The organism is Gluconacetobacter takamatsuzukensis (assembly GCF_014174275.1).
GTDB lineage: Bacteria > Pseudomonadota > Alphaproteobacteria > Acetobacterales > Acetobacteraceae > Gluconacetobacter > Gluconacetobacter takamatsuzukensis.
Genome location: NZ_JABEQK010000008.1, coordinates 191,454 through 203,429, shown reverse-complemented (window position 1 = coordinate 203,429; position 11,976 = coordinate 191,454). Strand labels below are relative to the sequence as shown.

At 71.4% G+C, this 11,976-nt stretch carries 8 protein-coding genes; 5 read left to right on the top strand and 3 right to left on the bottom strand.

All coding sequences use genetic code 11. The features are described from left to right. The first annotated feature begins 162 nt into the window (after positions 1-162). The 5 genes from HLH27_RS11945 (at position 163) to HLH27_RS11925 (ending at position 4,888) form a co-directional block, all read left to right on the top strand. Positions 163-840 (top strand): ABC transporter substrate-binding protein, encoded by a 678-nt coding sequence (locus HLH27_RS11945; RefSeq protein WP_182950246.1) that lies wholly within the window; start codon positions 163-165, stop codon positions 838-840. Between the two features lie 46 nt (positions 841-886). Then, positions 887-2,065: a bacteriohopanetetrol glucosamine biosynthesis glycosyltransferase HpnI gene (hpnI, locus tag HLH27_RS11940; RefSeq protein ID WP_182950245.1), complete on the top strand. Its 1,179-nt coding sequence runs from the start codon at positions 887-889 to the stop codon at positions 2,063-2,065. A gap of 89 nt (positions 2,066-2,154) precedes the next feature. Next, positions 2,155-3,579 carry a hopanoid biosynthesis associated radical SAM protein HpnJ gene (gene hpnJ, locus HLH27_RS11935; RefSeq protein ID WP_182950272.1) on the top strand — a complete coding sequence of 475 codons (1,425 nt, stop codon included), beginning with the start codon at positions 2,155-2,157 and terminating at the stop codon, positions 3,577-3,579. A gap of 175 nt (positions 3,580-3,754) precedes the next feature. Next, complete coding sequence (gene hpnK / locus HLH27_RS11930; protein WP_182950244.1) at positions 3,755-4,594, top strand: hopanoid biosynthesis-associated protein HpnK; 840 nt, start codon at positions 3,755-3,757, stop codon at positions 4,592-4,594. 66 nt (positions 4,595-4,660) lie between these two features. Further along, a complete protein-coding gene (locus HLH27_RS11925) occupies positions 4,661-4,888 on the top strand; it encodes a hypothetical protein (protein WP_182950243.1) in 228 nt (75 codons plus the stop codon). Between the two features lie 118 nt (positions 4,889-5,006). On the opposite strand, the gene trxA is transcribed toward HLH27_RS11925, so the two are convergent. From trxA to addB, 3 genes are all read right to left on the bottom strand, one after another. Further along, a complete protein-coding gene (trxA, locus tag HLH27_RS11920; protein ID WP_114729005.1) occupies positions 5,007-5,333 on the bottom strand; it encodes a thioredoxin TrxA in 327 nt (108 codons plus the stop codon). Between the two features lie 68 nt (positions 5,334-5,401). Further along, entirely contained in the window at positions 5,402-8,968 is a 3,567-nt protein-coding gene (addA, locus tag HLH27_RS11915) for a double-strand break repair helicase AddA (protein WP_408870837.1), read from the bottom strand. Then, positions 8,935-11,952 carry a double-strand break repair protein AddB gene (gene addB / locus HLH27_RS11910; RefSeq protein WP_182950241.1) on the bottom strand — a complete coding sequence of 1,006 codons (3,018 nt, stop codon included), beginning with the start codon at positions 11,950-11,952 and terminating at the stop codon, positions 8,935-8,937. Before addB ends, addA begins: the two co-directional genes overlap by 34 nt. Between the last annotated feature and the right edge of the window lie 24 nt (positions 11,953-11,976).

The window sequence follows — 11,976 nt, the reverse complement described above, 5'->3', positions numbered from 1 at the left end:
CCCCATGACGCTGCCCGACCGCTTCATCGACCACAACACGCAGGACGCCCAGTATCGCGAGGCCGGACTCGACGCCACCGCCATCGCAGCCACCGCCCTGCACGCTCTGGGGCTCGAACAGGGCACCCAACCTTTGCTAAAGGCGACGATCGGACCGAAAGCATGACTGTTATGCGCCGTATGATGACTCTCCCCCGTTCCCTGTCCCTCTCCGTGGCGCTGGGCGCCGCCCTCGCGGCGGCACCGGTCGCGCTGCCGCTGCTGCCCGCGCATGCGGCGCGGGCCCAGTCCGCCCCGGCGGCGGCGGTCACGGCGCCCGTCACCGCGCTCTATGCCGCGCTGGGCCAGGTCCAGGCCCGCAACAGCGGCAGCTTCGCGCAGCGGACGCAGGCGCTGGCCCCCGTGGTGGACAAGGTCTACGATCTCGAAACCGTGCTGCGCGCCTCGGTCGGCCTGCGCTATGCCGGCTTCAGCGATGCCGACAAGCAGCAGCTGCGCGACATGTTCCGCCAGTTCACGGTGGCGCGCTACGTCTCCAGCTTCAAGCCGGGCGGCGACGCGCGCTTCGCCATCGATCCCACGCCCCGCCCCTCGCCGGTCGGCAGCGACCAGATCGTGACCACCCATATCGGCTCGGCCGAGGATACCGACGGCACCGAGATCGATTACGTCATGCGTTCCGGCCCGCAGGGCTGGCGCATCGTGGACGTGCTGCTGAACGCGCATATCAGCCAGGTCGCAGCCCAGAGGTCCGATTTCAGCGCGACACTGGCATCGGGGAATGTCCAGAACCTGATCGCCCTGCTACAGAAAAAGGTCCGGGCGTTCTCCGAGGACTGACGCCCCGCTACCCGACCCTGCCCCCATCACCCCTACCGGAACGCTGATGTCCGCCTTGCATGCCCTTGTTTCCCCCGCCGGTGTCGCCGCCCTGATCGCGGCTGCCGGCTGCGTACAGGCAGGGCTGGGGACCGGGTTGCTGGCGCGCTTCCGCTGGCGGGAGGAACGGGTGCCGCCGGGCGGCTCGCCGCCGCCCGTCACCATCCTCAAGCCGCTGCACGGCGACGAGCCGCTGCTGGAAGAGGCGCTGGAAAGCTTCTGCACCCAGGATTATCCGCGTTTCCAGATCGTCTTCGGCGTGCAGGATGCCGGCGATCCGGCCATCGCGATGGTCCGCCGCCTGCGCGAACGCCACCCCACGCTGGACATCGACCTGGTGGTCGACCCAACCGTGCACGGCGTCAACCGCAAGATCGGCAACCTGATCAACATGCTGCCCCGCGCGCGGCACGATGTGCTGGTCATCTCCGACTCGGACATCCATGTGGCGCCGGACTATCTGCGCCATGTCGTCCACGCGCTGGCCCAGCCCGGCGTCGGGCTGGCAACCACGCTCTATGCCGGCCTGCCGGCCTCGCGCAGCCTGCCGCGCCTGCTGGCCGCATGCCAGATCAACCATAATTTCCTGCCCGGCGTCATGCTGTCGCGCTATCTGGGCCGGCAGGACTGCCTGGGCGCCACCATGGCCCTGCGGCGCGAGACGCTGGATGCCGTCGGCGGGCTGAAGGCCCTGGCCCCGCATATCGCCGACGACGCCATGCTGGGCCGCCTGGTGCGCGAACAGGGCCTGCACATCGCCATCGCGCCGTGCATGACCTGGACCACGGTGGGCGAATCCGGCTTCGGCGACGTGCTGACGCACGAACTGCGCTGGGGCCGCACCGTCAAGACGCTGGAACCGGCGGGCTATGCCGCCTCGGCCATCCAGCTTCCGCTGTTCTGGGCCGGGGTCAGCGTCCTGCTGTGCCCCCATGCGCGCTGGACATGGTGGGTCTTTCTGTCCGTCTGGGCGATCCGGGCGGTCTGCGCGTTCTTTACCGACCGGCTGCTGGCCCAGCGCAGCCTGGTCCCGCTTCTGCTCCTGCCGGTGCGCGACTGGCTCTCGGCCGCGATCATGGTCGGCAGCGTCAGCGGCACACGCGTTGCCTGGCGTGGACAGACGATGCATATCACACCACATTCGGCTATAGCGCCACCTACCCATCCGGTCGTGCCGGGCGAATAACCGCCCTCCACGACATCAACAGACCGAGCGAGAAAACGGCCGTGCCGGGCCAGATCTCCCCCACGTCCGAGGATCAGCGTACCATGACCATGTTGAGAACCTTGTTCCTGCAGCCCCCCTCCTTCGACGGTTTCGACGGCGGCGCCGGGTCCCGCTACCAGGCGAAGCGCGAGATCCGGTCGTTCTGGTACCCCACCTGGCTGGCGCAGCCCGCCGCCCTGGTCGAGGGCAGCCGCCTGATCGACGCCCCCCCGGCCCGGATGGGGATGGAGCCGATCCTCGAGGACGTGCGCAACCGCGACCTGGTCATCATGCACACCTCCACCCCCTCCTTCGCGTCGGACGTGCGGGTGGCGCAGATGCTCAAGGACGCCAACCCCAAGCTGAAGATCGGCATGGTCGGCGCCAAGGTCGCCGTCCAGCCCGAGGAAAGCCTGCTGAAGGGCGGCCCGGTCGATTTCGTCGCCCGCAACGAATTCGATTTCACGATCAAGGAAATCGCCGAAGGCCGCCCCTTCGCCGAAGTCGACGGCATCTCGTGGCGTAACGAGGCGGGCGAGATCGTCCATAATCGCGACCGCGCGATCATCGAGAACATGGACAGCCTGCCGTTCGTGACCGAGGTCTACAAGCGCGACCTCAAGATCGAGGATTATTTCATCGGGTACCTGATGCACCCGTATCTCTCGATCTATACCGGCCGCGGCTGCAAGTCGCGCTGCACCTTCTGCCTGTGGCCGCAGACGGTCGGCGGCCACCATTACCGCACCCGCAGCCCCGAGCACGTGGCGGCCGAAATCCGGCTGGCGAAGCAGTATTTCCCGCAGGTAAAGGAATTCTTCTTCGACGACGACACCTTCACCGACGACCTGCCCCGCGCCGAGGCGATCGCCAAGGAACTGGGCAAGCTGGGCGTCACCTGGTCGTGCAACGCCAAGGCCAACGTGCCGCGCAAGACGCTGGAAGTGCTCAAGGCCAACGGCCTGCGCCTGCTGCTGGTCGGCTACGAAAGCGGCAACCAGCAGATCCTGCACAACATCAAGAAGGGCATGCGGGTCGAGACGGCGCGGGAGTTCACCAAGAACTGCCACGAGCTGGGCATCAAGATCCACGGCACCTTCATCCTCGGCCTGCCGGGCGAGACGCGGGAGACGATCCAGGAGACGATCAAGTTCGCCACCGAGATCAATCCCCACACGCTCCAGGTCTCCCTGGCCGCCCCCTATCCCGGCACCTTCCTGCACAAGCAGGCGACCGAGAATGGCTGGCTGGACGAGAGCAATGCCGAGCTGATCGACGAGAACGGCGTGCAGATGGCCCCGCTGCACTATCCCCATCTGTCGCACGAGGAAATCTTCAAGGGCGTCGAGGAATTCTACCGGAAATTCTACTTCCGCGCCCCGAAGATCGCCTCCATCGTCAACGAGATGGTGCGCAGCCCGCAGATGATGAAGCGCCGCCTGCGCGAAGGTGTCGAGTTCTTCCAGTTCCTGAAAGATCGCCGCGCAGCCTGAACGGAGAGGCGCGCTGGCGGCGATCCGACGCGCGTCCGCTGTGCTCCGGTGCTCACGGCCATCAAGGCCGCTCCGCTCCGGTGCTCGCGGACACACGCCGGGCGTGCCGCTGCGCGGCACTCTCGCTCACCAGCCCACCTCTCCATTCAGGCTTTAAGCTTTACCGGATCACTTCATGAAGCGCGTGATCATCTCCGCCGACGATTTCGGTATGTCGGAGGAAGCCAACGAAGCCATCGAGATCGCCCATCGCGACGGGCTGCTCTCTACCGCCAGCCTGATGGTGGCCGGCCCCGCCGCCGAGGACGCCATCGCCCGCGCGCGGCGCCTGCCCGGCCTGCATGTCGGGCTGCATCTGGTGGTCATCGAAGGCCCGGCGGTGCTCCCGCCCTCCGAAATCCCGCTGCTGGTGAATGCGGAGGGCCAGTTCCCCTCCAACCAGCTCGATCTCGGGGTGCGCTATTTCTTCCGCCCCGACGTGCGCCGCCAGCTGGCGGCCGAGATCGAGGCCCAGTTCGCCGCCTTCGCCCGCACCGGCCTGCGGCTGGACCATGCCAACGCCCACAAGCACATGCACCTGCACCCCACGGTGGGCAGGTATCTGATCGAAAGCGGCCTGCGCCACGGCCTGCAAGCGGTCCGCGTGCCGCTGGAGCCACCCGAACCGCTGATCGCGGCCGGCACCTACAACGATTCGATGGGCTCGGCCGCCCTGCGCCGATGGACCGGCCTGCTGCGCCACCAGGCCCACAAGGCCGGGCTGCGCACCAATGACTGGTGCTTCGGCATCGCGTGGAGCGGCCACATGACCGCCGACCGCGTCGCCGCCCTGGCCGCCCACCTGCCCGAAGGCCTGTCGGAAATCTACTTCCACCCCGCAACGGCCAAGAACGCCCTGCTGCAACGGCTGATGCCGACCTACGACCATCAGGGCGAACTGGCCGCCCTATGCAGCCCCGGCTTCCGCGCCGGCCTGGCGCATTGCCACGCCATGCCCACGAGCTGGTCGGCCTGAGACACCGCCGACCGGCGTGCATTCCTGCCATGATGTCGTATGATGCCGCGCGCCAGGGAGTCGACGATGCGCCTTCATTCCGCCGCAGGCACGTTCTTTCACGCCCATGCCGGCCAGCTCGCGTCGCACGCGTTCATGGGCCGCATCGCCCATACGATGTACAACGCCATGATCTATTCGACCCTCTACCGGATCATGCGCCACGTGCCATTGCCGATCGCAATCGCGCTCGTCGTCGCGATCGCCATCATCGGCTACCGCCGCGCCCAGAACACGGGCCGCGCCCCTTGGTAGTCGGGGCAGGGCCTGAGGCCCTGCACCCCAATCATCTGATAACGAATGGGTTTCCAAAGGCCGCCGGCCTTTGGCGGGGCCTGGGGCAGAGCCCCAGCCTCCCCCGCCAGCCAGAGCCTCAGATGCTGCTCTTGACCCATTCCTTGAGCTGGCTCTTCGGCAGCGCCCCCACCTTGGTGGCCGCCGGCTTGCCGTCCTTGAACAGGATCAGCGTCGGAATCCCGCGCACGGCATAGGCGTTGGGCGTGTTCGGGTTGTCGTCGATATTGACCTTCGCGACCGTCAGCTTGCCCTTGAACTCGGCGCCGATCTCTTCCAGCGCCGGGGCGATCATCTTGCAGGGTCCGCACCATTCGGCCCAGAAATCGACCAGCACGGGCCCTTCGGCCTTCAGGACATCGCTTTCGAAAGTGGCATCGCTCACGGCCACGGTATTCTCGCTCATCACATCACTCCTCGGGCTTGGTTGGCGGCCCTCTGCCTGCACATGGCGCCGGGCTGCCGGGATTCAAGTTACGGTCCGTCCGGCGGGGCGTCCGGCATGGCGCCGGGGGCATGACGCGCCAGCAGCGAATCGGGCAGTTCCATGATCCGGACCTCCTCGGTCCAGACAAGGGTGCATCGAACCGGCCGATCAGGATAGAGGGCAGCCATCAGCGCCCGGTACGACGCCATCTGGCGCAGATACAGCACCGATGTCGACTCCGCGTCCTTCGGCGGCAGCCGGTTGGTCTTGAAATCGCATAGCAGCACCGCATCGGGGCATACCGCCATGCGGTCGACCTGCCCCACGATCACGCTGCCGCCGGCAACACCGGCCACCGGCTGCTCGGCCCGGCTGCCGGGGGCGAACAGCGGCGCCAGCGCGGGCTCGTCCATCACCGCCAGCACCTGGCCTGCAATGCGCGCCTGCTCGGCCGCATCCAGCGCATTGCCCGGCCGCGCCAGCCAGGCCCGCGCGACCTCCGGCCGCCGCGCGGGCGGATGGTCGGGCAGATATTGCAGCAGCGCATGCACGATCTCGCCCCGCCGCAGCGCCTGCTCGCGCGCCGCCGGGCGACGGGCCTGCGCAATGGCCAGCGGCGAGCGCACGGCGGGCTGCGGCCCCAGCGGCGCATCGTCCGGCCGGCTGGGCACCAGCGGCCGCAACAGGGCGGCCTCGACCGGCGGCGGCGTGGCCACCCAGCCGGGCGCACTGCCCATCCAGTCCGGCAGCGGCGCCGGCACGGCCTCGGCCCGCGGGGCGCGACGCTCGGTCGACGGCACGGCGGCGGGCGCTTCCAGCACCAGCCGGGTGCCCTCCCACCCCAGGTCGAAGGGCCGCTCCTCGGCCCCCGCCTGCTCGAACCCCTGCCGGCAGAGGCTGTACCAGCAATCCTCGGCCACGTTGCGCTTCTGCTGCCAGCCGCAGACCACCAGCCGGTCGCTGGCCCGCGTCAGCGCCACATAGAGCAGCCGATGATATTCCTCGGCCGCCGCCTCGCGGATCGTGCGCTGCAATTCGCCGGTCACGCCCACGCCCATATCGACGCGCGGCACCCATACCGGCAGGTCCAGCCCCGACACCTCGTCCCGCCCCCAGACGATCCCGCCGTCGAATTTCGCGGCCCCCACCGTGTCGGGCAGGATCACCAGCCGCGCCTGCAAGCCCTTGGCGCCATGGGCGGTCATCACCCGCACCATGTCGGCCGCCGCATCGGGTTCGCGCTTCACGCTCTCCTGCGAGGCCCGCAGCCAGTGCAGGAACCCCTGGAGCGAGGCCGGATGCAGCGATTCGTAGCGCAGCGCGGCCGATAGCAGCTCGTCCACCGGCTCGGCGGCCTCCGGCCCCAGCCGCGCCAGCAGCCGCGCCCGCCCGCCCAGCGTCCCCAGCGCCTCGGACAGCAGCCCGTAGGGCGAGGCATAATCCACCCGGCGAAACAGCGTCTCCAGCATCGTCCACGCCGCCTGCCAGTCCGGCCGCTCGGCCTGCCGCCGGCGCAGCGTGGCCCACAGCGGCTGCTCGCCGCGCCCGGCCGCAAGCGCCATCAGGCTGTCGTCCGATACCCCGCCCAGCGGCGAGGTCAGCACGCAGGCCAGCGTCAGATCGTCCTGCGGCAGCAGCAGCGCGTCGCACAGCGCCATCAGGTCCTGCACCGCCACCTGGTCCACCAGCCCGGTCCGCACCAGCGTCGCCACCGGCACGTCATGCGTCTTCAGCGCCCGGATCAGCGCCCGCACAAAAGCCGAGCGCCGGGGCACCAGCACCAGCACGTCCCCCGGGGTCAAAGGCGCCTGCCCGGGCTCCGGCGGCCGCCGCAATTCGGCGACGATCCAGCCCGCCAGCGCATCCGCCAGGCGCTGCGCCGCCGTGGACTGGCCCGCATTCTCGCGCGGCGCCCGCCACGGATCGGGCGCGCCCCCGTCATCCTCGACCGGCGTCAGCGGCCAAAGCTCGACCCGCCCGCCCTGCCCCGGCCGCGCGGACAGATGCACCGGCACCTCGCCCCCCGGCTCCACCAGCCCCCGCGCGGCATCCGGCAGCGCGAAGACGGCATCGACCAGATTCAGAACCGGCGCGGTAGAGCGGAACGAAACCGTCAGCGCCGGCTCCTTCCACGGGCTCCCCGCCTCCTCCACCCGGCGGCGGAACCGCGCCCGCCACAGGCGAAACGCCTCGGGGTCAGCCCCCTGGAACGAATAGATCGACTGTTTGTAGTCCCCCACCGCAAACAGCGTGCGCGGCGCCGCATCGGGCTCCCGCGCGCCCGCGCCCGCAAAGAATTCCGCCGTCAGCCCACCCGCGATCGCCCACTGGTCGGGCGAGGTATCCTGCACCTCGTCCAGCAGCAGATGATCGATGCCGCCATCCAGCTTGTACAATACCCAGGCCGCACCGGGGTCTTTCAGCAGGTCCAGCGTGCGCTCGATCAGGTCGTCGTAATCGACCAGCCCCTGCCCGCGCTTGCGGTCGCCGTAGCGCAGCAGCACCGGCACCGCGACATCCAGCAGCGCCATGCTGGCCCGCAGCAGGGCAATGGCCCGGCATTCCTCATCCACGGCGATCACACGCTCGGCCTCGGCCACCAGCGCGTCGCAGATCCCCTCATGCTCGGCATCGAACTTCGCGCTCAGCCCGCCCCGCTTGCGCGGCGCGTTCTCGCTCGTCACCAGCGCCGCGCGCCACACGCCCCAGCGCGCCGCCCGCCCGTCCGGCGGCAGCGCCAGCCAGTCCAGCATCGCCGCCGCAGTCCGGCGCGCACCGGGCGGCCCCTCTTCGGCCACCACGCGCAGCGCACCGCGCAGACGCGCCTCGTCGGGCGGTACGCAGGCGGCATGGCGCAGCGCGTCCTCGTCGCGCCCGCGCACCCCCAGCACCCGCATCAGCGCGGCCTCGACCCCGGCACGGTCCACCGCCAGCCGGTCGATCGCCGGCCGCAGCCGCCGCATCTGCGCCTGCAAGCTGCCGACCAGCGCGGCAAAGGTGCCCACCATCACCTGCCCGGCCAGCAGCGTCACCGCCTCGCCGCCCGCGCCGACAACGGCTTCCACCGCCTCGCCCAGCGCGATGCGGGCATCCGTATCCTCGACCAGCGTGAAATGCGGGCTGATCGCGGCTTCGACGGGAAAGCGGCGCAGCAGCGACTGGCAGAAGGCATGGATGGTGCCGATCCGCATCCCCCCCGGCAGGTCCAGCACCCGGGCGAACAGTTCGCGCGCCGCCCGCCGGGCCGCCTCGCCGGGTGGCACCGACAGCGCCGCCAGTTCCCGGTCCAGCTCGGCATCGGGCAGCGTCACCCAGCGGCCGAGACGGTTCTGGAGCCGGATCGCCATTTCCGCCGCCGCCGCCTTGGTAAAGGTCAGGCACTGGATCCGCGACGGGTCCGAACCGGCCAGCGTCACCCCCTCCGGCCCCGGACGCGGCAGCATCAGCCGCAGCAGCCGGTCGATCAGCAGCTTGGTCTTGCCGCTGCCGGCCGAAGCCGAGACGAAGACCGAGGCCTCGGGGTCCGAAGCCTCGGCCTGCCGGGCATTGGCCAGCCCGATCGCATCGCGCGGCGACAGGCTCATGGCGCGGCCTCGTCGCGCGCCGCGCTCCATTCCGCCACCCGCGCCAGCCGCGCATAATCGGCAAAGCGCGGGCTCTCCCCCGGATGAGGATGCGACAGATAGGGCTGGGCCGGGTCGTCATACATCGCAATCAGCCCGCGCAGGCTCTCCCATGCCCCCTCGATCAGCTCGGCCAGCGCCTCCCCCTCGGCCAGAGGCAGGATCTGCCCGGCTTCCGGCCCGCCGGTCAGCCGCCAATAGGCCAGCTCGCGCGCAGGCCCGGCCAGTTCGGGCCCGAAGGCCCCCCGCTCGGCCATCGCCGCCTCCAGCACCAGTTGCGACGACCAGCCGGCCAGCACCGTCTTGCGGTTCGGCAGGGTCCCGGTCTTGTAGTCGATCAGCAGCAGCGCCCCGGCCGCATCGCGGTCGATCCGGTCGGCCCGCCCCCGCAGCAGGAAATCCCCGCCCGGCAGGTCCGACAGCGTCGCCCGGCCGCTCTGCTCGGTGCGCGTCAGTACGATCGGCGCGCCCTCGGCCGCCGCCCGCGCGGCCTCGGTGGCAATCACCCACGATGCGATCCGCTCCAGCCGCGGCGCCCACCACGCCGCCAGGGCGGGGCGCAGCCGGGCTTCGGCCAGCGCCTCGGCAAACAGCGCGCGCAGCCCCGCCTCGCCCGCCCGCGCCGCCGCCGGCTCGCGGCACCAGCGGTCCAGTGCGGCATGGACGATGGTACCGTAATCGGCGGCATCCGCCGGTTCCTCGATCTCCTTCAGCCGGCGCAGGCCCAGGATATGCCGCGCATGGATCGCATACGGGTCGCGCATCCAGGTCTCGATCTCGGTAATCGTCAGCCGGCGCGGCCGCATCGCCACCGGCGGGCAGGGGCGCGGCGGCGCCACCGGGCGCGGTGCCTCCGCCGGCCGGTCCAGCCGCGCCAGCCACGACAGCGCGGCATGGGCCGGCACCGCCTGCCCCCGCCCGGCCAGGAACGCATCCAGCCGCACCAGCCAGCGCGCCGGCACGGTGGGCGCCCCGTCGCGCCGGCCGGGAACCGACAGCACGATCTCCCCCGCCGAACAGGCACAGGCCACGAAATCATGCGCCGCCTGCCCGATGGCCCGCTCGGGCGAGGGCAGGCCCACGCGCGCCCGCATCGGGCGGCTCATCCACGGGCCGGGATCGGTGGCGGGCGGCCACACGCTCTCCACCAGCCCGCCCAGCACGATGGTCTCGACCGACTGCAACCGGGCCTCCATCAGGCCCCAGATGAAGATGCGCGGATGCAGCGCATGCTCGCTGCGCCCCCGCAACCCGCGCCGCGAGCGCACCGACAGCCCGCCCATCGACGCGGTCAGCAACCCTTCCAGCACCCGCCCCGGCTGCTCCGGCAGCACGTCGCAGAACGCCACCAGCGCCGCCAGATGCTGGCCCAGCGCGTTGCCGTCCTCGCCCGCCCACAACCGGTCGGCGCCGGCGGCTCCGTCGGTCGCGGCCAGCGCCTCCGCCGCCTCGATCAGCCCGGCCAGCAGGTCCGCGACCGGGCGCGGCGCGGCCGACCACAGGCCCAGCACGGGTGCCAGGCACCGCTCCAGCCGGTCGACGAACCCTGACAGGTCCTCCGGCGCGTCCGGCCGGTCGGCCAGCGCGCCATGCGCATCGTCACGCGCGGCCTCCAGCCGGTCGCGCAACCCCTCGAAGCCGGGGCGCGGCGCCGGCCCGCGCAGCAGCGCGCGCTCCAGCAGGCGGGCCGAGGCCCGGCACACCCCCGGCGCCAGCCCGCAGGCCGCCAGCGGATGTTTCAGCAGCGACAGCAGCGCCACCGGCGACAGCCCGCCGGCGGCGGCCCGCGCCAGCAGGCGCAGGAACACGGCCGGCGGCGTGGCATGCAGCGGCTCGCCCGCACTGTCGTCGGCCACCACGCCCCAGCGCGCCAGTTCCACCGCCACCCGCCCGGCCAGCCCCCGGTCGGGCGTCACCAGCGCCGCGCGCCGCCCCGGGGTCACGATCGCCTGCCGCAGCACCAGCGCGATGGCGGCGGCTTCCTCCTGCTGGTCGGCGGCCCGCAGCACCGACATCCCGTCCAGCGCCACCGCGCTCTCGTCGCGCAGCCATTCGCCCAGCGCCGCCGCCGGCAGCAGCGCCCGCGCCAGCACCCCGCCCCGCCCGGCGGGGCAGGAGGCCGGCACATCCGGCACCCCGTCCCACACCGCCAGGTCGGCCCGCGTCCGCCCCAACCCGGTCAGCAGCCGCGCCAGCCCCGCCTGCGGATGCCCGTCGGGCAGCGCCGCCCAGATCTCCTCGTCCAGCGACAGGTCGACCCACGGCAGCACCAGCCGCCCGCCGGCCCGCCCCAGCACCGCATCCAGCACGGCGCGCACCGCCGGCACGGCGTCGGTAAACCCCACGGCCCACAGCCGCGATTCCGCATCCGGCGCCGCATGCCAGCGCTCGGCCTGCGCGCGCAGCAGCGCGACCTGCCGCGCCACCGGGTTCATCACCCCCTGCTCGGCCAGCCATGCGGGCCAGACGCTGGTCACGATCGACAGAAAGCGCAGCGTCTCGCGCCAATGTTCGGCAAAATCCCCGTCCGCCGCCTGCGGCAGCGTCTCGGCCAGATCGCATTCCGCCCACTCGGCGTCGTCCATCAGCTCGGCCAGCGCGCGCGCCAGCGGCCAGGTCTGGTCGAGCGACAGAACCTCGCCGAACGCATCCCCCGCCTTCAGGATCAGCAGCGCCAGCGTCGCCAGCCGGCGCAGCGGCTCCACCGCCGGCTGCAGGTCCAGCGCCATGTCGCCCGACAGGGCCAGCCCGGCCTCGTCCAGGCTGCCCAGCGGCGCGATGCGCGGCAGCAGCAGGGGCCGGCCATCGGCCCGGCGCAGAAACGCCTCGGTCAGCGCACGCGCGGCACGGCGGCTGGGCAGCAGGATCAGCCCGTCGCCGCTCCGCTGCGGATCGTCCCCCACCCCGTCCATCCAGCGCGCCGCGATCTCGTCCAGAAACGGCACATGCGGCGGAACGGTGACAATGGCGCTCACGACGTCACACCCTGCTTCGCACCC

Bases quoted from the DNA above. Each gene is read 5' to 3' on its own strand.
- HLH27_RS11945 (WP_182950246.1), top strand. From the start codon at position 163: ATGACTGTTATGCGCCGTATGATGACTCTCCCCCGTTCCCTGTCCCTC.
- hpnI (WP_182950245.1), top strand. From the start codon at position 887: ATGTCCGCCTTGCATGCCCTTGTTTCCCCCGCCGGTGTCGCCGCCCTG.
- hpnJ (WP_182950272.1), top strand. From the start codon at position 2,155: ATGTTGAGAACCTTGTTCCTGCAGCCCCCCTCCTTCGACGGTTTCGAC.
- hpnK (WP_182950244.1), top strand. From the start codon at position 3,755: ATGAAGCGCGTGATCATCTCCGCCGACGATTTCGGTATGTCGGAGGAA.
- HLH27_RS11925 (WP_182950243.1), top strand. From the start codon at position 4,661: ATGCGCCTTCATTCCGCCGCAGGCACGTTCTTTCACGCCCATGCCGGC.
- trxA (WP_114729005.1), bottom strand. From the start codon at position 5,333: ATGAGCGAGAATACCGTGGCCGTGAGCGATGCCACTTTCGAAAGCGAT.
- addA (WP_408870837.1), bottom strand. From the start codon at position 8,968: ATGGAGCGCGGCGCGCGACGAGGCCGCGCCATGAGCCTGTCGCCGCGC.